General features: G+C 71.7%; 18 protein-coding genes and 1 pseudogene. 6 read left to right on the top strand and 13 right to left on the bottom strand.

The features are described from left to right. Window positions 1–127: 127 nt before the first annotated feature. Window positions 128–880 (bottom strand): thioesterase II family protein, encoded by a 753-nt coding sequence (locus OG736_RS44055; protein ID WP_327180571.1) that lies wholly within the window; start codon window positions 878–880, stop codon window positions 128–130. 451 nt (window positions 881–1,331) lie between these two features. Here OG736_RS44055 and OG736_RS44050 point away from each other — a divergent pair, with 451 nt between their 5' ends. After that, window positions 1,332–3,617 (top strand): (Fe-S)-binding protein, encoded by a 2,286-nt coding sequence (locus OG736_RS44050; RefSeq protein ID WP_327180572.1) that lies wholly within the window; start codon window positions 1,332–1,334, stop codon window positions 3,615–3,617. A gap of 70 nt (window positions 3,618–3,687) precedes the next feature. Here OG736_RS44050 and OG736_RS44045 read toward each other — a convergent pair whose 3' ends face one another. The 7 genes from OG736_RS44045 to OG736_RS44015 form a co-directional block, all read right to left on the bottom strand. Then, on the bottom strand, window positions 3,688–4,086 hold the full coding sequence (locus tag OG736_RS44045) for a hypothetical protein (RefSeq protein ID WP_327180573.1): 399 nt from the start codon (window positions 4,084–4,086) through the stop codon (window positions 3,688–3,690). A 1,084-nt stretch (window positions 4,087–5,170) separates the two neighbouring features. Further along, entirely contained in the window at window positions 5,171–5,992 is an 822-nt protein-coding gene (locus OG736_RS44040; RefSeq protein ID WP_327180574.1) for an AfsR/SARP family transcriptional regulator, read from the bottom strand. A 508-nt stretch (window positions 5,993–6,500) separates the two neighbouring features. After that, complete coding sequence (locus tag OG736_RS44035; RefSeq protein WP_327180575.1) at window positions 6,501–6,851, bottom strand: hypothetical protein; 351 nt, start codon at window positions 6,849–6,851, stop codon at window positions 6,501–6,503. Between the two features lie 832 nt (window positions 6,852–7,683). Continuing rightward, on the bottom strand, window positions 7,684–8,538 hold the full coding sequence (locus OG736_RS44030; RefSeq protein WP_327180576.1) for an AfsR/SARP family transcriptional regulator: 855 nt from the start codon (window positions 8,536–8,538) through the stop codon (window positions 7,684–7,686). Between the two features lie 321 nt (window positions 8,539–8,859). Then, window positions 8,860–9,546 (bottom strand): ScbR family autoregulator-binding transcription factor, encoded by a 687-nt coding sequence (locus OG736_RS44025; protein WP_327180577.1) that lies wholly within the window; start codon window positions 9,544–9,546, stop codon window positions 8,860–8,862. 75 nt (window positions 9,547–9,621) lie between these two features. Beyond that, entirely contained in the window at window positions 9,622–11,208 is a 1,587-nt protein-coding gene (locus tag OG736_RS44020) for an acyl-CoA carboxylase subunit beta (RefSeq protein ID WP_327187479.1), read from the bottom strand. Window positions 11,209–11,335: 127 nt separating this feature from the next. Continuing rightward, complete coding sequence (locus OG736_RS44015) at window positions 11,336–11,524, bottom strand: acyl-CoA carboxylase epsilon subunit (protein WP_327180578.1); 189 nt, start codon at window positions 11,522–11,524, stop codon at window positions 11,336–11,338. Between the two features lie 332 nt (window positions 11,525–11,856). Here OG736_RS44015 and OG736_RS44010 point away from each other — a divergent pair, with 332 nt between their 5' ends. Further along, entirely contained in the window at window positions 11,857–12,849 is a 993-nt protein-coding gene (locus OG736_RS44010) for a ScbA/BarX family gamma-butyrolactone biosynthesis protein (RefSeq protein ID WP_327180579.1), read from the top strand. Between the two features lie 1,299 nt (window positions 12,850–14,148). Here the strand turns inward: OG736_RS44010 and OG736_RS44005 are convergent. After that, entirely contained in the window at window positions 14,149–15,078 is a 930-nt protein-coding gene (locus tag OG736_RS44005; RefSeq protein WP_327180580.1) for an NAD(P)H-binding protein, read from the bottom strand. A 234-nt stretch (window positions 15,079–15,312) separates the two neighbouring features. Between OG736_RS44005 and OG736_RS44000 the strand changes: the two genes are divergently transcribed. Continuing rightward, window positions 15,313–15,996 (top strand): ScbR family autoregulator-binding transcription factor, encoded by a 684-nt coding sequence (locus OG736_RS44000; protein ID WP_327180581.1) that lies wholly within the window; start codon window positions 15,313–15,315, stop codon window positions 15,994–15,996. A 359-nt stretch (window positions 15,997–16,355) separates the two neighbouring features. Here the strand turns inward: OG736_RS44000 and OG736_RS43995 are convergent, their stop codons facing one another. Beyond that, complete coding sequence (locus OG736_RS43995) at window positions 16,356–18,335, bottom strand: FAD-dependent monooxygenase (RefSeq protein WP_327187472.1); 1,980 nt, start codon at window positions 18,333–18,335, stop codon at window positions 16,356–16,358. 575 nt (window positions 18,336–18,910) lie between these two features. Here OG736_RS43995 and OG736_RS43990 point away from each other — a divergent pair. Both OG736_RS43990 and OG736_RS43985 read left to right on the top strand, forming a co-directional pair. Continuing rightward, the gene (locus OG736_RS43990) at window positions 18,911–19,126 is read left to right on the top strand and encodes an ATP-binding protein (protein WP_442817214.1); all 216 of its coding nucleotides are present in this window, start codon (window positions 18,911–18,913) and stop codon (window positions 19,124–19,126) included. A gap of 125 nt (window positions 19,127–19,251) precedes the next feature. Next, on the top strand, window positions 19,252–19,710 hold the full coding sequence (locus OG736_RS43985) for a hypothetical protein (protein ID WP_327187897.1): 459 nt from the start codon (window positions 19,252–19,254) through the stop codon (window positions 19,708–19,710). Between the two features lie 10 nt (window positions 19,711–19,720). Here the strand turns inward: OG736_RS43985 and OG736_RS43980 are convergent, their stop codons facing one another. Next, window positions 19,721–20,143: an SMI1/KNR4 family protein gene (locus OG736_RS43980; protein WP_327187471.1), complete on the bottom strand. Its 423-nt coding sequence runs from the start codon at window positions 20,141–20,143 to the stop codon at window positions 19,721–19,723. A 318-nt stretch (window positions 20,144–20,461) separates the two neighbouring features. On the opposite strand from OG736_RS43980, the pseudogene OG736_RS43975 reads away from it, so the two are divergent. Then, window positions 20,462–21,327 (top strand): annotated as a pseudogene (locus tag OG736_RS43975) (LysR family transcriptional regulator); the annotation flags it as partial. A 205-nt stretch (window positions 21,328–21,532) separates the two neighbouring features. Here OG736_RS43975 and OG736_RS43970 read toward each other — a convergent pair. Both OG736_RS43970 and OG736_RS43965 read right to left on the bottom strand, forming a co-directional pair. Next, on the bottom strand, window positions 21,533–22,252 hold the full coding sequence (locus OG736_RS43970) for a hypothetical protein (RefSeq protein WP_327187470.1): 720 nt from the start codon (window positions 22,250–22,252) through the stop codon (window positions 21,533–21,535). A 301-nt stretch (window positions 22,253–22,553) separates the two neighbouring features. Then, window positions 22,554–23,399 (bottom strand): CAP domain-containing protein, encoded by an 846-nt coding sequence (locus tag OG736_RS43965; protein ID WP_327187469.1) that lies wholly within the window; start codon window positions 23,397–23,399, stop codon window positions 22,554–22,556. Between the last annotated feature and the right edge of the window lie 269 nt (window positions 23,400–23,668).

Below are 23,668 nucleotides of genomic sequence, written 5' to 3'. Positions count from 1 at the left end.
AACCGCTGGATCATGAGCGGACCGGCGTCCGGCCGAAGCGCCGCCCACGGTCGCCGCCGGCCGGCGTGCGGCACGCGGGGGGCGAGGCGGTGTGCGCCCGCGCGGGCGGGCGGGCGGGTCACGCGGATCAGCCGACGGGCGCGGGCTGCTGGGCCAGGCGGCGGGTGACGCGGCAGACGCGGCCCAGGAGCCGGGGCAGTTCGCGGCCGCCGCACACGAAGAAGTGACGGCCGGGGACGGTGCGGGTCCAGGCGGGCCCCGCGGTCCACTGCCGCCAGCCGTCGGCGACCGTGGGCGGCGCCAGCGGGTTGTCCTGCGAGGCGACGACGAGGAGCGGGGTGGTCACAGGGCCCGCGCAGGAGGGCCTGCGGGCCGCCTCGTCCAGGGCCCGGGTGAGCTCCAGTTCGGCGCGCAGCACCGGCAGCATGGCCCGCAGGAGGATCCCCTCGTCGCTGCTGGGCGGCACGGCGCCCTGGCCGCCCAGCACGTGCAGCAGTTCGGCGTCCGTCGCCCCGCGCACGTCGGGCAGCCCGGCGTACACCTGCGGCGGCGAGTGGGCGCCGACGGCGAGGAGCGCGGGGCCGGGCAGGCCGGCCTCGTGCAGGGCGCGGGTGACGGCCAGGGCGACCATCGCGCCCAGACCGTGCCCGTACAGGACGTAGGGGCCGGGGGGCGCATCGGTGAACAGGGGCAGCACGTCGGCGAGGAGCGCCTCATGGGTGCTCACCCGGGGTTCGGAGCGCCGCCGGTCGCCGCCGGGCAGGGAGACCGGGACCACCTCGACCCCGGGTCCGGCGCTCGCCGCCCAGCGCTCGAAGAGCGACTCGCCCCCGATGGAGTGCGCGAAACAGTGGAGCCGCACTGGCTGTTCGTCCGACATGGCACCCTCCTGTACCTGTGCCCCTGGCCGCACGGGGTGGGATCCAACAGTGGCCGCACCGCCTCAAGTGCTGCTTGAAAGCGGGCTGAGACCGGCCCGCGGGGGGACGGGGCGGCAGGGCCTGGGGGTGTCGCACCCCCTCTTTTCTCGGGGGCGCCTTGAGGAACGGTGGATTCCGCCTCGAGCGGTCTTGTGCCGCACGGCGGGCCGGCCGGCGCGGGCGGCCGCCGCGCACGCCAACTCCGCCCGCTGTACGGGGTGTTCGGGCGGGCGGGGCCAGGTCCGCCGCGGCGGCCTGCACGGCCGCCGCGGCGACGCAGGTCACCGTGATCCCGGCTTCATTGCAGGGCGCGAAGTGGGTAGTCTCAGACCCGGACACATAAGTTACCGCTTAGTAGATTCGCTTTCGCAGGTTCGTAGCTTCGCTCTCGCAGGTTCGAGGAGCCCGCCCATGCAACTCGCCGCGATCATCGTTTCGCTGGCACTCATCACCGTCGGCACCGCGCTGTTCGCCCGCGCCGTCGGCGAGTTATTCCGCTACGTCAGGCTGGGCCAGCCGGTGCCCGCCGGAACCCGGACGGACAACCCCTACGCGCGCAGCGTGACGGTGGTGAAGGAGTTCCTCGGCCACACGCGGATGAACCGGTGGGGCGTCATCGGGGTGGCGCACTGGTGCGTGGCCATCGGCTTCTACACCCTGCTCGTGACGCTGGTGAACGCCACCGGCCAGCTGTTCCGGGCGGACTGGGTGCTTCCCGTCCTCGGGCACTGGCTGCCCTACGAGCTCTTCGTCGAGGTGATCGGCACACTCACGGTGGCCGGCATCGCCGTGCTCATCGTGATCCGGCAGCTGAACCTGCCCTCGCGCCCCGGCCGCAAGTCCCGCTTCGCCGGCTCCAAGTCCGGTCAGGCGTACTTCATCGAGTCCGTCATCATCACCATCGGCCTCGCGATCATGACCTTGCGCGGCCTGGAGGGCGCCCTCGCGGGCGTCGAGCACTGGGAACCGGCGTACCTGGTCTCCTATGTGCTGGTCGCCGCCTTCTCGGGGCTGGACGACGCCACGCTGGAGAACCTGGTCTACCTGGTCGCGATGATCAAAATCAGTGTCTCGTTCATCTGGATGATCGTCATCTCGCTGAACACGAACATGGGTGTGGCCTGGCACCGTTTCCTGGCGTTCCCGAACATCTGGTTCAAGCGCAACGCCGGCGGCGCCACCGCGCTGGGCGCCCTGCTGCCGATGACGTCGGGCGGCAAACCGATCGACTTCGCCGACCCCGGCGACGACGACGTCTTCGGCGTCTCCCAGGTCGAGCAGTTCTCCTGGAAGGGCCTGCTGGACTTCTCCACCTGCACCGAGTGCGGCCGCTGCCAGTCCCAGTGCCCCGCCTGGAACACCGGCAAGCCCCTCTCCCCCAAGCTCCTGATCATGTCGCTGCGCGACCACGCCCACGCCAAGGCCCCCTACCTCCTCGCCGGCGGCGGCAAGACCATGGAGGGCGAGGAGAAGGCATCGGCCGAGCAGCTGGCGGGCGTGCCCGCCGCCGCGCTCGCCGAGGCCGAACGCCCGCTGATCGGCACCGCCGAAGAAGGCGGTGTCATCGACCCGGACGTGCTGTGGTCGTGCACCACCTGCGGCGCCTGCGTCGAGCAGTGCCCCGTCGACATCGAGCACGTCGACCACATCGTCGACATGCGCCGCTACCAGGTGATGATCGAGTCCGCGTTCCCGTCCGAGGCGGGCACCATGCTCAAGAACCTGGAGAAGAAGGGCAACCCCTGGGGCCTGGCGAAGAAGCAGCGCCTGGAGTGGCTCAAGGAGGTCGACTTCGACATCCCCGTCGTCGGCCGCGACATCGAGGACCTCTCCGAGGTCGAGTACCTGTACTGGGTCGGCTGCGCCGGCGCCCTCGAGGACCGCGCGAAGAAGACCACCAAGGCCTTCGCCGAACTCCTGCACATCGCGGGCGTCAAGTTCGCGATCATGGGCGGCGACGAGAAGTGCACCGGCGACTCCGCCCGCCGCCTCGGCAACGAGCCCCTCTTCCAGGAACTCGGCATGGACAACGTCATGTCCCTCAACGCCGCGTTCGGCGAGGAGACGGACGACGACGGCAACGTCACGGCCGAGTCGAAGAAGCCGAAGTCGGCGAAGAAGATCGTCGCGACCTGCCCGCACTGCCTCAACACCCTCGGCAACGAATACCCGCAGCTCGGCGGCGACTACGAGGTCATCCACCACACCCAGCTGCTCCAGCACCTCATCGACGAGGGCAAACTCATCCCCGTCACCCCGGTCGAGGGCCTCATCACCTACCACGACCCCTGCTACCTGGGCCGCCACAACAAGATCTACACGCCCCCGCGCGAGATCATCGCGAGCGTCCCCGGCCTGCGCAACGAGGAGATGCACCGCCACAAGGAACGCGGCTTCTGCTGCGGCGCCGGCGGCGCACGGATGTGGATGGAGGAACGGATCGGCAAGCGCATCAACAACGAGCGCGTCGACGAAGCCCTCTCCCTCAACCCCGACATCGTCTCCACCGCCTGCCCGTTCTGCCTCGTCATGCTCACCGACTCCGTCAACGGCAAGAAGAACGAAGGCAAGGCCAAGGAGACCGTCCAGGTCGTCGACGTCTCCCAACTCCTCCTGGAGTCGGTCAAGACCCCGGTGGATCCGGCGGGTCCGCCCCGGACCGACGAGACGGCGGCACAGCCCGAGCACGTCCGGTAGCCGTCCGGCGCCGCCGGACACCGCCGGACGCTGCCGCCGGGACGACGCGCGGCAGCGCCACTCACCGCTCTCACCGCTCCCCCGGCGGCCGGGACCGGGCCCGGTAGCGGCTGAACGCCTCACGAGCGTCCGCGACGCACGTCCCGTGAGGCCTCAGGCCGCCCGGCTCGTCCTGTGCCGGCCGGGCGTGCCGGGCGATCTCCGCGGGGTCCGGGCGCACGGGACGGCGCACCACCACCCCGGGCACAGCGAGCCGGCAGGAACTGACCACGCCCGCAAACGGGAACGTGAGCACCAGCCACGGGTGTTGCTGGACGCCGCGTTCCTCCGACAGCTCCCGCGCGCCCGCACCCCCTCCTCCCCCGTACGGCTCGCCGGCCTCCGCGGCCCCGCCCGGCACCTCATCCCGCTCGTCGACGCGGTCGACCCGCTCACTCGTGGCACCCGCCCCGGCAGGACGCACCGTCAACCCGACGCCGGGCGCCCCGGCCGGCCGGCGGCCTGTCCCTTGGGACCGTTGTGCGGCCGCCGGTCCCCGCGTCTGGCCGGAATCAGCGCGTCCGGGTCGGCCCGGCTCTTTTCATGAATCATGGACCAGAGGGTGATTGATTCCCCGGGACGGTGCCGGGGAAATCACTCACGGCCGGGTACGGGAACACGGTGTCCGCACCGTCCGGGAAACCCCGCGGCGGTCGCACCGGCAAACCCGCCGCCGATGACCATGGCGTCGAAAAGCCAGGAAACCCGAAGACGGACCGGACGCCACGAGAGGCCTTATCCGGTTCCGTTTCTGCCGTACTCGCGAGTCGCGTGAAGATTCTTTCCGTTCCCGCAAAGCGTATGCGCAGAAAAGAATGCGGGTACCGGCGGGAATGGTGTCATCGCCCACATGGCCCGGCAAGACATCCGCAATGACCTTCAGGGATTTCTGCCGGATTCCCGGCTCCCGCTCCACGAAAGGCGTCGCAAAGGAGCGGTAATGACACGGCACGTCAGCCTGCGGGCCGAGCCGGGCCGGCGGGCCGGAGAGGCGGCGGGCCGGAGAGCCTGCGGGCCGGCGGGCCGGCGGGCCGGCGGGCCGGCGGGCCGGCGGTTGATCCGGCGGGCCGAAAGGCGGCGGGAGGCCGGGAGTCGACCGCTGGGCCGGAGAGGCGGCGGGCCCGCAGACGGCGCGCCGCACCGGTGCGTGGCGCAGGACCGCGTCGGGCCGGTGGCAGGGGCGGCGGCCGGGAGCCTTCGTCTCGCACCGCGCGAGCACCCGCCCGGCGCGGCCGCCGGCCGGCAGTCCGCGGTCCGCGGTCCGGGTCCGGGGTCCGGGGAGGGTGGTCTTCCCCGTCTGTCGTCACCTTGCCCGCCCGCGCCGCGGGCCGGCGCTCCCGTCCGCTGCCGGCCCGCCGCGTGCGCGCGGGGCGGGCCGGCCCCGTGAACGCACGCGGCGGGCCGTGCTGTCCGGCTCACCGGCCGGCATGCTCAGTCACAGCACCGAAGCGCTTCGGGAGCGAAGGTTTCCGCACAGCTTCTGAGTACGACTCGAGCCCCCGCTCCGGCCGGTCTCAGGCGGCATAGAGATCGAAGGTCGAGGTGCGCCGCAGTCCGGCGGCGACATCCAGCTGCGGGTCGACGGCCAGCATGGCCTGGTGCAGCCGCTGTACCTGCGGCGAGGGCTCGACGCCCAGCTCCTCGATCAGGCGGATGCGCAGCTTGCGGAAGATGGACAGGGCCGACGCCTGCCGCCCCGACCGGTACATCGCCACCATGGCCTGCGAGTGCAGTCCTTCGTGCTGCGGGTAGCGCGCCGTCAGCTCGGCCAGTTCGGCGATGAGTTCGGAGTGCCGGCCGAGCCGCAGATCGGCGTCGATGCGCCGCTCGACGGTGCCCAGGCGGCTCTCCTCCAGGCGCATGACCTCGATCCCGAGGATCGGCCCGACCCGTACGTCGACCAGCGCGGGGCCGCGCCACAGGTCCAGCGCCTGCCGGAAACGGTCGGCCGATCTCTCGTCGTCGCCTGCCTCGAAAGCCGCCCGTCCTTCCGTGACCATGCTTTCGTACTCGTGCACATCGACACTCTCGGGCGGTATCTGCAGCAGATAGCCGCCGTGCCGGGTGGCGAGCACCTCCTTGGCCGCGCCGGGGGCGTCGGGCCCCATCGCGGTGCCCAGACGCCGGCGCAGCTGGAGGATGTAGGTCTGCAAAGTGGTGAGTGCGCTCTGCGGCGGCTCCGTTCCCCAGATTTCCTCCATGAGCATGGGGACCGGCATCACCCGTCCGGGATAGAGGGCGAGCAGAGAAAGAATCTGCCGCGGCTTACCGGCCGTCGGGACAATCGACCCCCCGTTGACCTCGGCACTCAACGGACCCAGAACCTGAATCTTCACTGCGTTCCTCCGTACCTCGTCGAGTTCCTCTCGTGGCTGAATCTCATCGCCGTAAGCACACTAGCGGGAATCACGCCACGCCCGGCTTTCCTCGACCGGAGTTCGAGAGCGTTTCAACTCGATACCGGGGCCCTTAAATCGATCCACTCGAGAAGGGATGAACGGCTGCTGGAGCGGCTCAAGAATGAACGAACGGCGGCTGGAGCGAAGTGCGTCCGGCGTAACACAGAAGACTCTTTCCGGTCACCGTCGAAGCGAATTCCGTTTGTGGAGGAAAACGGAATTCACGGTACCGGCCGGCGGGTGAGCGGCTCCGGGAGGACAACACGCAGGACGGCATGCGCGGTGCGTGCGGCACGGCGGCCGCGCGGCCGCGTACGCCGCCGCGGACAGGCCCGTGTCCCGCGCGCGGCCGGGGCGGTCGCCGGCTCCGGTCAGAGGGCGCGACGGGTGGAGCGGGACCGTTCCGGGCGGGCTGCGGGAGAGCCGCGAAGCCGCTGACCCGCCGTCAATGCGCCCAGGGCGGCGCAGCGGCGGGGATGCGCCTGCCGAGACGCTCCGCGCGGCCGTCGTCCACGTCCTGGCGGAGCGGATGCGCCTGGCGCCGGCTGCCGCTTCGCTTCGCTTCGGGTGCCGGAGCCGGCGGGCCGCGCCGGTTCCTGATCCGGTCCGGGGGCCGCCGGTGGCCCGGGGCCGCCTGCACGAAGCCGTGCCGCACCGCCTCGACGGCATCGGCGGTGCCGAGGACCCGCGTCGCCCCGGCACCGCCGATGCCGGGGCCGGAAGAAGAAGAGGGGTGGGCACCCAGGCCGGAGCCTTGTGGGCCGGGGCAGACCGCCGGGCTGCCGGGGGTGCGCATCGCTCCGGGCGCGGACGGACCGCCCCTCCTCGCCGGGATCCCGGCCGGCACTCCCCCGCGGCAGCCAGGGGCGAAGGACCCTGACCGGGGGTCACCGGACGAGCCGCGGCCCCCGAGCGGGCGGTGCGTCACGTCCCGGCGTCTTCACGCGGACAGGCCTGCGGCCGCGCCGCCCGGCGCGGACGGCCCCGAACGGGCGGGAGCGCCGCGGCGGCCGGGACAGCTCCGGCGGGCGAGACGGCCGAGCGGGCCCCGGAGGGGGAAGCGGGCGGGGGGAAGCGGGCCGGGGTGCGCACCGCCCGTGAAGGCGTCGGATGCGGTGCACGCTCAAGGGGTGGTGGTGCCGGGCCGTCGAGCGGGCGGTGTCCTGGCTGCGGGCCGGCGGCGCGGGTGAGCGGGAGGGCGCCGGCGGTGAGCAGGACCGCCTTGGATCATCCGCACCCAGGCGGTGCCTTTCGTGCCGCCGGTCGTCACATGGCCGGTCGTCAGCAGGCCGGCCGGTGCGACGGTGCGCGCCGGCCCCCGTATGTACGGCCGCGTGTGCCCGGGTCCTCGCCGCGGGCGGTCCCCGTGATCCACTGCCCGTCCCGGCGATCGCCTGGCCGTCCCGGCGAATGGTCTGGCCGTCCCGGCGAATGGGCTGGCCGTTCCCGGAGTTGCCGCCGTGCGCTGCCGCTGCGGGCGGTGGGTGCGCCTCACCGCGCGGGACACGGTCCGGGGGCGGCGTGGCGGGCTGTCCGGGTGGGGGTCTTTCGTGCCTGCCGCTTTCCAGGGCTCCGGCGGGCCGGGTGTCAGCGGGCGGCGCGGGAGCCCTGGAAGGCGGTGCGGTGGCTCAACTGGTGGGGACGAGGCGTTCCTTGGCGGTGCCGGCGGCCACCGGCGCGGGCTCGGGGCTGGCCGTGAGGATGGAGCGCTGCATGCGCTGCAGCCCCGCGGACGGCTCCAGGCCGAGGTCGCGTACGAGTGTGGCGCGCAGCCGCTGGTAGACCTCCAGGGCCTCGCCCCGCCGTCCCGAGCGGTACAGGGCGAGCATGAACTGGCCGTGCAGGCTCTCGTGGGTGCGGTAGCGGTTGACCAGGACGGTCAGCTCGGCCAGCAGTTCGCGGTGGCGTCCCAGCCGCAGGTCGGCCTCGATGCGCTGGTCGAGTGCGCACAGCCGGTTCTCCTCCAGTCGCTTGATCTCCATGTCCAGCTGCTCGCCGGTCTGGACGTCCGCGAAGGCGGTGCCGGTCCACAGGGCGAGTGCCTCGCGCAGCTGCCGTGCGGCGCCGGGGAAGTCACCGGCGTCCATGGCCCGGTATCCCATGCCCGACAGGCGCTCGAAGGTGCGGACGTCGCTCGCGCCGCCGCCGCTCGCCAGCAGGTAGCCGCTGGGCATGGTGACCAGTACTTCCTTGGCGGTGCGCCGCGCGCACGTGCCGTCGGCGGCCTGCGGCCCGCCGTGCCCGTCCCTGTCCAGGGCCACGGCGATGAGTTCGCGCAGCTGCAGGACGTAGGTCTGCAGGGTGGTGCGGGCGCTGCGCGGCGGGGTGGTGCCCCAGAGCTCCTCGATCAGGTCGGAGACGGACACCACCCGGTCGGCGTGCAGCGCCAGCAGGGCCAGGACCTGGCGGGGCTTGGGGGCCGTCGGCGTGATGGAGACCCCGTTCTCCTGTACGGCCAATGCGCCGAGTATCTCGATGTCCACTCGATCTCCCCTGTTTTATGCCCGAGTGCTCCGGTCGGTGGGTGGCCGTCGACGGGTGTCTGTGCGGCCGTCGACAGGTGCCAGTCCGGCGCCTTGCCAAGGCTAAGAACAGCACGCACGGTCTGTCAATATCAAACCGCACATCCTGTATTTTCTTCTCCCGGTCGAAGCGCATACAGTCCCAGACTGGGTCAAATACCCCGCCCGGGGCGGAACTTACGGGTCCGGGAGGCCCGTTCCGGGGCCGCGCCGGAGCCCCCGGGGAGAGGAAACAGGGATCCGCACTCCCGCGGCGGGCCGCTGGACAGACCGCTTGGTCTGTTATCGGTCGGGGCTGACCTGCGCGGACCGCTCCTGCGCGGGCCGCTCGCGCGGGGGGAGCACGGCCGGGCGCTGCGAGCCGGCGCACACCAGGGCGTCCAGGTCGCGGTGGTCGGCCAGCCGCGGCAGCAGCACCTCCCAGAAGCCGGTGATGGTCTGCCGCGACAGCCAGGAGGCGTCCTGGCCGCCGAGCACCCCGAAGCCCGCGGTGGCGGCGATGATGACGCGGGCGCCGTCCGCGCCGGAGACGCCTTGGGCCAGGGCGCCGCTGTGCTCGGCCCGGCGCAGTACGTCCTCCACCCAGTGCTGCCACTGGGTGCGCGGGGAGGGTTCTCCCCGGCGTGCGGTGTCGCCGGCGAGTTCGAAGCCGCCGCGCACGACGGTGTCGCGGGCGAGGCTGCCCATCAGCTCGTGGGTGGCGTCCACCACCGACTGCAGGCTGGAGCCGCCCTGGCGGGCCTGCGCCGCCTCGGTGATGCGGCGCACGGCCTCGGCGGCCTCGGCCTCGACGGCTTCGGCGAGCATGTGCTTGTTGGCGAAGTGGAAGTGCAGCGCGCCGTTGCTGACCCCGGCGCGCCGGCTGATGGTGGACAGCGACGCGGTGACGAATCCCTCCTCGGCGAACACCGTGGCCGCGGCCTGGATCAGTGCCTGCCGGGTGCGGGCCGCTCGCTGCTGTTTGACCATGTGCGCTTCTCCTGAGAAACGGGAGGCCGAAGGGCCGGCACCGCACCGGCGTCGGCGGCTCCCACGAACGTCGTGCTATTGCGGGGGGTTGCCGTGCTTGCGCGAGGGAAGGTCGGCGTGTTTGCTGCGCAGCATGGCCAGGGAGCGGATGAGGACCCCGCGGGTCGCGGCGGGGTCGATGACGTCGTCGACCAGGCCGCGTTCGGCCGCGTAGTAGGGGTGCATGAGCTCGGAGCGGTACTCCTTGACCATCTTCTGGCGCATGGCCTCGGGGTCCTCGGCCTCGGCGATCTGGCGGCGGAAGATGACGTTGGCGGCGCCTTCGGCGCCCATCACGGCGATCTCGTTCGTCGGCCAGGCCAGCGTCAGGTCGGCGCCGATGGACTGGGAGTCCATGACGATGTAGGCGCCGCCGTAGGCCTTGCGCAGGATCAGCGAGATCCGCGGCACGGTGGCGTTGCAGTAGGCGTAGAGCAGCTTCGCACCGTGCCGGATGATGCCGCCGTGCTCCTGGTCGACGCCGGGCAGGAAGCCGGGGACGTCCAGCAGGGTGATGATCGGGATGTTGAAGGCGTCGCACATCTGCACGAAGCGTGCGGCCTTCTCCGAGGCCCCGATGTCCAGGACACCGGCAAGGCTCTGGGGCTGGTTGGCGACGATGGCGACGGGCCGGCCGTCCAGGCGGGCCAGGGCGCAGATGATGTTGCGGGCCCAGCGCTCGTGGACCAGGAGGTACTCGCCGTCGTCGACGATCTCCCCGATGACCTCGCTCATGTCGTAGGGCCGGTTGCCGTCCGCGGGGACCAGGTCGAGGAGGCGCTCGGCGCGCCGGTCGGCCGGGTCGGCGCAGGGCTCCGCGGGCGGGGCCTCCCGGTTGTTCTGCGGGAGCAGGGACAGCAGGTAGCGCACCTCGGCGAGGCAGGTCTCCTCGTCGTCGTAGGCGAAGTGGCACACGCCGGAGGTCTCGGCGTGCACGTCGGCGCCGCCCAGGCCGTTCTGGGTGATCTCCTCGCCGGTGACGGCCCGCACGACGTCGGGGCCGGTGATGAACATCTGTGAGGTGTCGCGGACCATGAAGACGAAGTCGGTCAGGGCGGGGCTGTAGGCGGCGCCGCCCGCGCAGGGGCCCAGGATGACGGAGATCTGCGGGATGACGCCGGAGGCGCGGGTGTTGCGCTGGAAGATGCCGCCGTAGCCGGCGAGCGCGGAGACGCCCTCCTGGATACGGGCGCCGGCGCCGTCGTTGAGCGAGACCAGCGGGGCTCCGGTAGCGATGGCCATGTCCATGATCTTGTGGATCTTCGCGGCGTGGGCCTCGCCCAGCGCGCCGCCGAAGATGCGGAAGTCGTGCGCGTACACGAAGACGGTACGTCCGTCGACCGTGCCCCAGCCGGTGATCACACCGTCCGTGTACGGCTTCTTCACCTCGAGCCCGAAACCGGTCGCCCGGTGCCGGCGCAGCTGCTCGACCTCCTGGAAGGAGCCCGGGTCCAGGAGCAGTTCGATCCGCTCGCGGGCGGTCAGCTTGCCCTTGGCGTGCTGGGCCGCGGTCGCCCGCTCACCGGGCCCGGCCAGCGCCTGCTCACGGATGCTGTGCAGTTCCGCCACGCGCCCGCGTATATCGGTGGGCCCCGGTTCGATCGGTGCCAGGGCAGTCGTCATCGCCATGTCAGGTGCCTTCCTGGGGCAAGGCCGAGGAGGTCCCGCCCCGGGTCCGTCGAGCATCTTAACAAACCGCCTGAGCGGTTTCTGTCGGTGGGAGGGAATCCGCCAGGGATTCCCCCGCCCGTCAGCGCCAGCTGTCGGGTGCCGTGTAGGCGCCCGGTCCGCGCGACCAGCGCATCCGGGCGGCCGGCGCCTGGCCGGCCGTCTGCCGTGCGTCTGCCTGCAGGGCGAGCAGCACCGCGACCACGGCGGCCAGTTCCGCCTCGTCGGGCCGGCCTCGCTCCACCCTGATCAGGGCTTCTTCCGTCCCCATCCGAGCGGTCCCCCTTTCTCGGGCCTGCAGACACCGTCGGTCAGGCCACTCAAGAACGGCTTTGAGATCGCTCGAGATGCGGGACAGGGGGCGTCCTGCGCGCAGCGGTCCGCGGCCGGGCCCGCGCACCGCGGTGACCCCGCAGGACCCGGGGGTCACGGGCGGTCACCGCGGCCGCCGGGTGATCATCCATACATTTGGGAATACATCACTCCATTTTTCACGGGACTGGAGTGCCGCGTTCCTTCTAGAAATTAAACCGGGTGGTATGTATCTTCGCTGTCCTGAGGGATCTGCCACTCATATTCAAGCCAAGGCACTCAGGGGGACCCATGTCTGCGAGCACGTTCCGTCTGAACGGCGCGGTATCCGGCGCGGTACGCAACCAGAACGGCCCAACGCCCCTGGCAGGAACCGGCGCCCTCCTCTTCCGGTCCCTGACCACCACCGTCCCGAAGGAACTCGTCCACCGCGCGAGCGTCGCCGAGGTCATGCTGACCGACTGGGCGCGCGTGGACGACGAGCGCTTCACCGTCTCCGCCCAGTGGCCGCGCGGGCACAGCTTCTTCGCCGCCGTGGACGGCTGCCACGACCCGCTGATCGCAGCCGAAACGATCCGGCAGGCCGGATCGCTCCTGGCCCACGCGGAGTTCGGCGTCCCCCTCGACCACCACTTCCTCATGTGGGACCTCGCGATCGCCGTCGAGCCCGCGCACCTGTGCGTCGGCAACGCGCCCGCCTCGGTCGAACTGGAGATCTCCTGCAGCGACATCAAGCGCCGCCGCGGCGAACTGGCCGGCCTCCACTACGACGCGGTGATCCGCCGCGGCGGCCACATCGCCGCCACCGGAGGCGCCACCTTCACCTGCACCTCCGCCAAGGTCTACGAACGCCTGCGCGGCGAGCGCGCCGCCAGCATGCAGCGCCCGCTGCCGCTGACCGCCCCGGCCGCGCCCCAGAACGTCGGCCGCGTCTCCCCCATGGACGTCGTGCTGTCCCCCATCGGACAGCCCGACCGCTGGCAGCTGCGGGCCGACACCGCCCACCCCATCCTCTTCGACCACCCCGTCGACCACGTGCCCGGAATGGTGCTGCTGGAAGCCGCCCGCCAGGCCACCGCGGCCGTCCTGGGCCACAGCACGCTCCCGCTCGACATCACCAGCGAATTCACCAAGTACGCGGAACTGGACGCCCCCTGCCTCATCGAGGCCCGCCGCCTGACCCGCACCCCCGCCCAGCGCGGACCCGCCGTCCTCGTCACCGCCCACCAGCACGGAACACCCGTCTTCCGCTCCACCGTGACAGCAGCACCGCTCACGATTTGAACCACCGGACCCCGGCCCGGCCCGCAGGACACAGACCGTAGGCCACGGGGGGCGTAGGCCACGGGGGGCGTAGGCCACGGGGGGCGTAGGCCACGGGGCGCGGGGCCGTAGGGCGCGGAGGCGCAAGGCCCACGCCGCAGGACGCGGGACGCGGGACGCGGGACACGGGGCGCGGGGCGCGGGCCCCGACCGCAGGGCGCGGGCCGCAGGACGCGGGGCCCCGACCACTAGGACACGGACCGCAGGACGCGGGGCCCGACCACAAGAACACGGACCGCAGGACGCGGGCTGCAGGACGCGGGGCCCCGACCGCAGGGCGCGGGCCGGCGGGCGGCGCGGCCCTGACGCCGTGCCGCGGCCGTCCCCGCCCGCTGCGCCCGCCAGGCCCGCCCGCCGGGCGCAGCGGGCGGGGGCAAGCAGGCGGGGCAGCGGGCGGGGGCCCTGTGGTGGCCGGCCCGTACCCGGGCCGGCCACCGACCGGCCCTCACCGCATCCGCGGCCGTCCCCCGCCCCCGCTCTGCCGGTGCCCGCCCCGAGAGGGACAGCCGCGTCGGCCCATGACCGTGACGGCGGCGCCGCTCACGGCCATGAGACCCCCGGCCGCAAGAGCGCCGGCCGGCGCGGCCCTGCCACCGCGCCGGACCCCCACCCGCTGCGCGCCGCCTCCCCCGCACGCTGCGCGCCGCCCTCCCCCGCACGGGCGCGCAGCGGGCACCGGCGGCCGGCCCTGCGCCGGCCCGCCCCCTGCATGCTCACGCTGCTCGACGAGTTCGAACGCCAGGGTGTCCGGCCGGCCGCGACGGGGCCGCGCCGCAGCGGGGATCGCCCGGCAGGCGGCAAGAAGGCCGTACCGCCCCTCGAGGCCGAAGACCACAACGGGCGGCAGTCCCGACCACGTTCACCGCCTCCGTCTGCACCTGCGCCTCCGCCTGCGTCCGCGCCTCCGCCTGGGTCTGCGTCCGCGCCTCCGCCTGGGTCTGCGTCTGCGTCTGCGTCCGCGCCTGCACCTGCGCCTCCGCCTGGGTCTGCGTCCGCGCCTGCGTCTGCGCCGAGGACGGCGTCACCTGGACCGCCCTCGCCGAGGGCCCGGTCCCGGCTTCGGTGACGCATGGGCAGCTGCTCCACCATCATGACGAGCGCCACGCCCGCGAGTTCTCTCCCCCGGTGCGGTCCTTCCTCGCCCGCCTGCCCGGCGCGGACCCGGCGACCGTCGCCCTCTGCGCCGTCGTCCTCGTGTTCCGGGGCGCGGGGCGCGCGGCGGGGGGCGCGCGGCGGGGGGCGCGCGGCGGGGGGCCGGCCCTACGGGGCCGCGTCCGTCCCGCCCGCCCCGGCTCCCGATGCCCGGGGCCCGGCCTCCGGCGTCCGCGGGCCGGCCGCAGCGGTGACCGCGCCGAAGGACGCGACATGCGCTGCGGCCCACTGCCGGAAGGTCCGCGCCGGACGGCCCGTCAGCCTGCTGACGGTGTCCTGCACCCCCGCCTTGGCACCCGCCTTCAGCCGCTGCGCACTGTCCAGCAGCGCCTCGACCACCGCCGGCGGGAAACGCCCGGCCAGAGCGGCGCGCGCCTGCCCGGGGCTCAGCTCCTCGAACCGCAGCTCCACACCCAGCAGAGCACCGAGCTGCCGCGTCTGCTCGACGGCACTGAGCGCCTGCGGCCCCGTCAGGGTGTAGGCGCGCCCGGCATGCCCCTCCTCGGTCAGCACCCGCACCGCCGCCCGCGCCACGTCCGCCGGATCCACACAGGCATGAGCCGCCTCCCCGTACAGGGCACGCACCACACCCTCACCGCGCACCGAGCCCGCCCAGGACAGGGAATTGGACATGAACGCCCGCGGACGCAGCAGGGTCCACTCCATACCCGAAGCCCGCAGCAGCTCCTCACTCTCACGCTGCCACCGGGTGATCAGGTCACCGGCCCCCTCGTCCAGGACGGCCGCCGCCGACAGTTTCACCACCCGCCGCACACCCGCCGCCCGCGCCGCGGCCACGAACACCTCATCGTCAGCGCCCGCGACCCGGGCCGTGACCAGGAACGCCGTACGCACCCCCCGCAGAGCCCGCGCCAGCGAACCCGGATCCCCGTAGTCCCCGGCCACCCTCTCCACCCCCGCCGCCACCCCCCTCACCTTCGCCGGATCCCTGGCCATGACCCGCACCCCCGCCCCGGCCGGCAGCCGCCCCACCACTTCCCGCCCCACCGTCCCCGTGGCCCCCGTCACCAAAATCACCGCACACCCCTCCCCGCCCGCCCCCGCCGTCCCACGACCCGCCCACCCCTGCCCTGACGCCGGCACGACCTGCTCACCACTGCTCCGACACCCTTCCGCCCCGGCAGATCCGGGACAACTCATTGAACGTCGTACAGCCGCAAGGGGTGCGTGAACCCCAACCGCCTGTAAGATACAAACTGGGCGGTTTTTTTAATGGGTCTCCGGGCTCATCGAAACAGAAGGAGACCGAACGTGGTGAAGCAGGACAGGGCGATCCGGACCCGGCAGACCATCCTCGCGGCAGCAGCCAAGGTCTTCGAGGAACACGGCTACCAGGCCGCGACGATCAGCGAGATCCTCACCACCGCCGGGGTGACCAAGGGCGCGCTCTACTTCCACTTCCCCTCCAAGGAACACCTCGCCGAGGGAGTCCTGCACGAACAGGACCAGCTGCTGCCCATCCCCGACCGCGCCTGCAAGATCCAGCAGTTCGTCGACACGGTCATGCTGCACGCCCACCGCCTGCAGACCGACGCCATGGTCCGCGCCGGCGTACGCCTCTCCCTCGACCAGCAGGCACTCGGCCTCGACCGCAGCGGACCCTTCCTGCGCTGGTCGCAGATCTCCCGCGACCTCCTCGAAAAAGCCCAGGCCCAGAGCGAACTCCTCCCCCACGTCAACGCGGTCGAGACCGCCGACGTCATGGTCGGATCCTTCGCCGGCGTCCAGGCCATGTCCCAGGCCGTCTGCGACCACCAGGACCTCCCCCAGCGGGTCAACGCCCTCCTGCGCCACGTCCTGCCCAGCGTCGTGATGCCCTCCGTCCTGGCCTCCGTCGACCTCACCGGCGCCCGCGGCGCCGCCGTCGACGCCGAACTGCGCGCCGCCCGCCCCGCCCAGCAGCCCCCCGCCGCCCAGCCCGCCCCCGTCAGCTGACCGCACCAGCAGACGCACCCCCCGCACCAGCCGGCACACCCCCGCCCCGGCCGGCCCCCGCCGGCCTCCTCACCCGGGCCCGCCCCCTCACCCCGGGCCGGCCCCCGCCTGCCGGCCACACCGGCCGGCACACCCCCGCCCGCCCCGGCGCACCGCAGCACCCTCCCAGCACACCGGCCGGGCCCTCCCGGCCGGACACCCACACGGCACAGCCGTCCGGCCGCACCAGCAGCGCCGCACCCCCGCCCCCGGCGCCACCCGGCCCGCCCCCCGTCACCGGGCCGCACCCGCCGGCACACCCCCCGGCCACCCGCACCGGCACACCCGAAGACACCCCCAGCACACCGCCCGGGCCCCCCTCACCCCACCACACCGGCCGGCACACCCCCCACCTTCACCGGCGCACCGAAATACTCCTCCAGCGCACCGGCCGGCCCCTCCCGGCCGGACGCCCAGGCGATATAACCGTCCGGACGCACCAGCAGCGCATCACACTCCAGCCCCGCCACCGCCTCGCACTGCACCACCCGCACCAGCCCCGCCCACCCCCGCGCCTCCTCCCCGAACCCGCCGCCCGCACCCCGCTCACCGAACAGCAGCAGCACCGGCCCGCCCCCGCCCAGCAACGCGATCACATCCGTACGCCCCTCACGCGTCACCAGCGCCACATTGGGCAAGAACCTGCCCTCCCAGAACACCGGATGCCGCCCCCGCGCCGGCAGCACCGTGTCCTGCGCACTCACCATCGACGCCAGCAGCCCCGCCTCCCCGCCCCCCGCCAGCAACTCACCGAACAACGCCCGCAACGGCTCCAGCTCCGGCCCGGGCCGCATCAGCGCCAACTGCGCCCGCGTATGGTCGATCACCCGCTGCGCAGCCGGCCGCCGCTCCTGGTCATACGTGTCCAGCAGCCCCGCACCCGCCCACCCCCGCACCGCGAACGCCAGCTTCCACCCCAGATCCACCGCATCCAGCAACCCCGTGCTCAACCCCTGCCCCCCGATGGGGAAATGCACATGCGCCGCATCCCCCACCAGAAAAACCCGCCCCCGGCGATAACAACCGGCCAGCCGCGAAAAATCACTGAACCGGCTCAGCCACCGCCCCTCCCCCATCGCCACCTCACGCCCCACGATCCACGACACCTCACGCCGCAACTCCTCCAACGTCGGCGCCACCCGCCACCCCACACACGGCCCCGCACAATTCACCGTCCGCAACCGCACCCACCCCCCCGCCACCTCCTTCACCACAACCCACCCCCGCTCCGTCCGATGCCACCCCGCCACCAAAGACCCCCCCACCCCCAACCGCACATCACCCGCCAACGCCGACACCGTCGCCGGATACACCCCCGACTCAAAACCCCCCTGCTCCCGCACCACACTGCGCGCCCCGTCCGCCCCCACCACAAACAACCCCCGACACACCACCGACCCGAACGCACCCCGCGCCGTCACCACCACCCCACCACGCCACTGCCGCACCCCCACCACCCGACACCCCCGCAACACCCGCACCCCCAACCCCCGCGCCCGCCCCTCAAAATGAGCCTCCAACACCTCCTGCCCACACTTCAACACCGGCTCCGGCTCCACACCCGGCGCCGAAACAACCAACCCCGGAATCCCCGCAAAATGAAACACCACCCCACCACCCACACCCACACCAAAACCACCACCCGCACCCGAAACACCAGCCAGACCCGAACCAAAACCTGAGCCACCACCCGAACCCACACCCACACCCGAAACACCACCCGAACCACGACCAACACCCGAACCAACACGAGGACCCGAACCACGACCCACGCCACAGACACCGCCAGACCCAGCACCACAACCCGGGCCAGCACCACAACCCCGGCCAGGACCACAACCCGGACCAGAAACACCACTCACCCCAGGACCACACCCCCCGCCAAAAGCACCGCCCCCCTCAGAGCCCCGGCCCGAACCCGAGCCCGAACCCGAGCCCGAACCCGAGCCCGAACCAGGACCCGAACCAGGACCCGAACCAGGACCCGAACCAGGACCCGAACCGGGACCCGAACCGGGACCGGAGCCGGGGAAACGACGGCCCCCCGCACCCACCAGCCCACCCAGATGACCACGCCGCACCAGACACTGCACCGCACGCGCATGCACCGTCGTCGCCCTCGGCCGCCCCGACACCACCACCTCCGACTCCACCACCACCACCCGCACCCCCCACCCCGCCAACTCACACGCCACCACCAACCCCACCGGCCCACCCCCCACCACCACCACATCCGCCTCCACCACACCCGACACACCCGACACACCCGCAGTACCCGACACACCCGCAGTACCCGACATCACCGGCTCCCCCCGCCAACAACCCAACACGGACAACACCAACAAAAGCCCCGGCCCCCACACAGACCCGGACCCTCCCCTACCAGAACAACTCCCACCCCCCACAAGCCAGTTGACACACCCAACCCGGCCACACACCAGCCGACCAGAAATATACCGGTTATGCGGTTCTTCGCAAGAGACACACAACCCCACCACCAACCAAACACCACCAACCCACCACCCACACCCCCCACCAAACCCACCCCCACCCCCTCACCGAATCACTGATGACCAAGCGCAAAATCCGCGACCGACACCGCTCCGAGCAGCACATCCACACAGCCGGCTACCCGAGCTCGAACCGGCTACCCAACTTCGACTCCCCGGCTGGCCGATGTCCCAAAGCTCCCCGGCACCATCACGCCCATGACAGTCTCCACATGCCACAAGACCTGCCAGGATGAGACCGTGAGCGCCCCACACCGCCCTTCGGACACCGACCCCCAGCCCCTCCCCGCCCTCCCGGACACCACCACTGCGCAGGCGAGAACTACCGCAGAGCGAGCCACCGTCCAGCCACCGACGAGAAGCAGCTGACCAAGGCGGTCGCTCGCTACGGCCGCGTCGATCCGCTGTGCATTGATGCGCTGGGCTATCTCGAGCTGGACCGCCGGGGCCGAGATGCAGTTCCAGGTTCTGACGGAGGGGAGGAAAAGAACAGTGTTGCGATCGCTTCGAATGAAACGTTCGGGGGCTGGACCAGGACCTTCTCCGAACCCCGGCTCTGCGCGGCGATGTCGACCGACTGACTTTCAACGGCACGATCATCGAGACCGGAACCGAGTCCTACCGACTCACGCAGACAAAAGCCAAGCAGCAGCGCGGCCAGCGAAAATCGTCTGGAGATCACCACGGTCCCTGGCAGGCTGGAGGCATGCCACCCCTCGATGATCAAGAGCTGAGTACGGCGATTCAGAATGCCGGCTCACCGGCCTGGTCTCTCCGCGTCGCGGCCGGGCGGCAACTCGCCGTCTCGCACAAGGTCGAGGAAGTTGCGGACCTCATCCATCGTCTCCTGTTGGACGAGCAGGACACCATCGTCGTCCAGGAGACTGCCGAAGCCCTGCTCGCGCGCAACGACACCGTCGGCCTGCGCTTTGTCCTGCTGGCCTACAGTCGCGCTGCCATCAACGATGCGGTGGATCATCTCGGTGCTGCCCTGGACTGCAACCCTGAATGGATGACGGCCCAAGGCGCGGACCGGTTGATCAAGCAGTACCGCGAACTGGCAACGGACCAGGACGCCGGCGTCCGCGACGAAGCCCAACAGATCCTGGCGCGGTTGCGGCCGCGCGAGGAACGGGCACGGGACTCAGCCCAGGCCGACTCCTGATTCTCGTTGATCAGAATTGTTCCGCAGTCCGCCGGCTGAGGTGTTCGAGGAACTCCTGCAAGCTGGCTGCAGCCACCTCGAAGTCGTCGAACCAGGAGGCCGTGGTCGATCTCCAGATCCGTCCGCTGTCGCCGATCGCGAACAGATGACCTCCGCCGTCGCTGGCGAACACCAGCGCTGTCGGTTCATCGTCGATTGTCGGCGGGCCGTACTCCCGGAAGTGCCCTGCGACCGTCATGGGCGAGTGGATGAAGTAGCCGTTGTCGACATCGGGCAGTGACGCCTCGCTGATCACCCAGTAGAGCGTGGTCAGATCGGAGGGGATCGGCGTCAGGTCCACCAGTGCGCCCGTCGCCCGGTGGCTTTCGTCCGTTGCGAGGGTGACGGCGTTATGGCCGGACGGGAAGCCGTGCGTCGCGGTGAACGACTCCATCAACTTCGTGAGTGCTACGTCGGACTGCTCCCACCACGCTCGGAGCCACTCCGCCTCAAGCCGCTCACCAGGCATGTTTCCCCTCCAGCGCGCATAGGCCCTGCTTGCCACGAACAGGGAAGAACATATCGGAGAGACCTGGCCTGGAAGGAGTGCGAACAGACCGGCACCTCCCGACCTCATCGGCTCGACGCATCGTCGGCTGGGGGCACGCGAGACCGGCAGCCAGTGCCGCCTCAAGCCGGAACACTGGCCCCCTGCATGACAGCATGAGGCCACTTGGAACCGGAAAAGTGGAGTCAGTTCACCGTTAACGCCACCCTGACAGTGGTCTACCGTGCCGGTTCGCTCACCGCGGCGGCGCCCCTGCTCGGCCTGTCCCAGCCGACCGTCACCGCCCAGATCCGCACACTGGAACAGCAGAGCGGGTACGAGCTGTTCACCCGACTCCCGCGCGGGGTCGAACCCCCTCCCCGCGCCCACGAGCTCGCCGCCCGGTCCGCGGCGCCCCTCGACGCCCTCGCCTCCCTGGAGAGCGGCCCCTCACCGGCCGAGCCGCCCCCGTCCACCTCGTCGGCCCCTCCGAGCTGCTGTGCACCCGCGTGCCGCCCGCACTCGCCCCGCTGGTCGCCGAGGGAGTGCAGCTCCGCGTCAGCACCGGTCTGACCGGACCACTCGTGGAGCAACTCCGGGCCGGCCGGCACGACCTGGTGATCGCCACCCGGCGGCCCAGGGACCGTGCCCTGTCCTCCGTGCCCCTCACCGACGAGGAGTACGTCCTCGTGGCAGCCCCCCGCTGGCAGGGACAGGTGGACGTCGCCCCGGCCGACGACGACCTCTGCGGAGCGCGCAAGGACATCTCGCTGGTCACCTACGCGGAGGACCTGCCCATCGTCCGCCGGTACTGACGGCTCGTCCTCGGCAGACAGCTCACCGCGCAGGCCGCCGCCACGGTGCCCAACCTGTACGCCGTCCTCTCCGCGGTCGCCGCCGGCTCCGGCTCCGGCGTCCTGCCCCGCTCCCTGTGCCAGGACCACCTCGCCGCCGGCACCCTGCCCCTCCTCCGCGACCCGGAGGAGCCCCCGCTCAACCCCCTCTTCCTCGTCCAGCGCCCCGGTACCGATACCAATCCCGACGTCATCCGCGTCCGCGACAACCTCCCCCACGCAGCCCTCACCTGGTAGGAGCAGCGGGCCGGCGTGAACAGGCTCGCAGAAGCCGAGCGAACGGCGAAGAGGTCTGCCGAACGGACGCCCCTGCCACCCGCCAGCCGACACGTCGCTCGGGGTCCCGTATCGGGCCTCGCTCCATCACGTGTACAGCCGTGCCGTTGATGGCAAGAGGGGGTCTGCGGTCGCCTGCGGCCGGTGGAGGATGCAGGTCGAACGCTTACGGACATCCCAACGCCGATGCCACCCAGCTTTCGGAGGGTGGTGCGTCCTGGAGTGTGTCGTTCACCAGCCAGGAACCGTTCCACTCGACTTTCCACACCTCGCCGAGGGCGTTCTCGAACTCCACGAAACTCCCCGGAGCGCCTTCGAGGAGCACGAGCTCCCTCAACAGCACGTCGTGCGTAGTGAACCCGCGGGACGGACCCACGCTGCCGCCCTTGGTCCTGGTGTTGTCGTATCGCATCCGCAGGTACGGAACCGGGGGCCGGGAGATGATCGTCGACCGCAGCATGCGCTTGCGCAGAACCGCCTCCTCCGGGCTCTCGTCTCCGCGGAACTCGCACTGGTACGCCGGGAAGACCGCTGAGACGACCTCGTTCAGGGCCTCGTTGCGCCCGTGGTGGTAGCCGTGCACGGGCGGCGAAGCCGCTGCCACCGAATCGAACCGGTAGGTCCCGTAAGAGAAGCCGGTGGCGATCGTCAGCGGACGGGCGCCTAGCCCGCGCCCGAGGCGGCGCTGTCTCGCGAACTCAAGAACAGCCCTCGTCAGACCTTCGTCGTGGACGTCCAGCGAGTTCATCTGGTAGGCCCAGCCTCCGTCGGCGTCCATGGCGAGAGAGAACATGAAGCGCGACATGGGCGACCATCGCCAGGCCATGGGCAGGCCAGGGTCCTCCTCGACGTTCCGGATCTCCGCGACAGCATTTTCGATGTCCATGTCCGTCATTTTCTCCCTCCCGCGCCAGCCGCACGTTCCCGGGAGCGCCGCGTACAGAGCGGATGCTCGACCAGACCTCTCCGCGCTGTCCCAACCCCAGCTCATGCCGGTGGCAGCCAACGCCGCCCTCACCGGCCTCCACTCGGTCCAGGAAGGGTGACGGAATCCCGGCACCACTCGGCCAGGACCGGCCCGGAGCTGCGAACGGCACCCACGCCGGCCGCGGCCGCTCCGGAGCGAGCGGAGCGGCCTCGGCCGGTGTGATGGTCGGCGGGCCGTGACGGGCGTGGGCCCGTGAGCGTCAGCGGACCGTGCCGAAGTCCTGCGTCCAGTAGTTGCCGGGCTGCGCCACCCCCACACCGATCTCCTTGAAGCCGCAGTCCAGGATGTTGCGCTTGTGACCGGCGCTGGCCATCCAGCCCGCCATGACCTGCTCGGGCGTGGAGTACCCGTACGCGACGTTCTCGCCGTAGGTGCTCCAGAGGTAGCCCGCTCGCGTGATCCGCTGTCCCGGGTCGGACCCGTCGGAACCGGTGTGTGACATGGTGTTGTGGCTCGCCATGTCCGCGCTGTGGGCCTGGGCAGCCTGCGAGAGCTTCGCGTTCAGGGTGACCGGGGAGCAACCGACCTTGGCGCGCTCGCTGTTGACCAGGGCGACCACGCGGGCGACGGCGGGGGTCGCCGTGCCGACGGTGGGGGCCGTGGTGGCGGGCGGCTTCGGCGCGGAGGCGGTCGTCGAGGGGGGCACGGCGGTCGGCTTCGGCCCGGAGGTGGTCCTCGTCGGGGCGGGCGGAGTGGTCGTCTTCGAGACGGGTGCCTTGGGCTTCTCCGGGGCGGGCGCCGCAGTCCCGGGAGAGGTCGTCGGCGAGGCCGAGGGCGAAGCCGTCGCCGTGGGCTTCGCGGTCCGGATGTCCCGCCCCCGGTGCCCGTCCCAGGACGTCTTCCTCCCGTCCGTCCGGTGTCCGTTCCAGGACGCCTTCCTCCCGTCCGTCCAGGGACCGCTGGACGTGGCGGTGATGGTGTCGGCTCCTCCGTCACCCATGCACGCCATGGCGGCCGACGGCACCGCCACCGCGCTCATCGCCAGGACGGCGACGGCTATGGGCCGGCGGCGCGTCTTCCTGCGGTGCTTCCGGTGGTTCCTCATGCGGACCTCGTTCGGTCGACTCTCCTTGCGCCTCCGGCGGGCTCGGTTTCGCACAGACACTGCGCTTGACCTGCGGGGACGCCTTGCGGGGCCGTCATTGTTAAAAGCCGCGTGAGGGCAAGGCAACGGGGGCTTCCACTACCTCGCCTAGTAGGCGAGGGCACCCTTGAATCCGGCCCGGGATTGTGCCGGGCCGCCGCGCCGGACGCCGACGGCGCCTCACACTCCGTCAGAAGGACGGCAGAGACGGTCCGGCGGCTCCAGGCCGG

It is taken from the genome of Streptomyces sp. NBC_01334 (assembly GCF_035983595.1).
Taxonomy (GTDB): Bacteria; Actinomycetota; Actinomycetes; order Streptomycetales; family Streptomycetaceae; genus Streptomyces; species Streptomyces coriariae.
Note: the sequence above shows the minus strand (reverse complement) of the source record. Positions and strands in the feature narration are given on the sequence as shown.

Coding starts and splice junctions, on each gene's coding strand:
- OG736_RS44025 (WP_327180577.1), bottom strand. CDS start 9,546: ATGGTCAAACAGCAGCGAGCGGCCCGCACCCGGCAGGCACTGATCCAG.
- OG736_RS43985 (WP_327187897.1), top strand. CDS start 19,252: ATGCCACCCCTCGATGATCAAGAGCTGAGTACGGCGATTCAGAATGCC.
- OG736_RS43970 (WP_327187470.1), bottom strand. CDS start 22,252: ATGGACATCGAAAATGCTGTCGCGGAGATCCGGAACGTCGAGGAGGAC.
- OG736_RS44055 (WP_327180571.1), bottom strand. CDS start 880: ATGTCGGACGAACAGCCAGTGCGGCTCCACTGTTTCGCGCACTCCATC.
- OG736_RS44020 (WP_327187479.1), bottom strand. CDS start 11,208: ATGACGACTGCCCTGGCACCGATCGAACCGGGGCCCACCGATATACGC.
- OG736_RS44015 (WP_327180578.1), bottom strand. CDS start 11,524: ATGGGGACGGAAGAAGCCCTGATCAGGGTGGAGCGAGGCCGGCCCGAC.
- OG736_RS43980 (WP_327187471.1), bottom strand. CDS start 20,143: ATGGAGTCGTTCACCGCGACGCACGGCTTCCCGTCCGGCCATAACGCC.
- OG736_RS43995 (WP_327187472.1), bottom strand. CDS start 18,335: ATGTCGGGTACTGCGGGTGTGTCGGGTACTGCGGGTGTGTCGGGTGTG.
- OG736_RS43965 (WP_327187469.1), bottom strand. CDS start 23,399: ATGAGGAACCACCGGAAGCACCGCAGGAAGACGCGCCGCCGGCCCATA.
- OG736_RS44050 (WP_327180572.1), top strand. CDS start 1,332: ATGCAACTCGCCGCGATCATCGTTTCGCTGGCACTCATCACCGTCGGC.
- OG736_RS44010 (WP_327180579.1), top strand. CDS start 11,857: ATGTCTGCGAGCACGTTCCGTCTGAACGGCGCGGTATCCGGCGCGGTA.
- OG736_RS44035 (WP_327180575.1), bottom strand. CDS start 6,851: ATGCGCACCCCCGGCAGCCCGGCGGTCTGCCCCGGCCCACAAGGCTCC.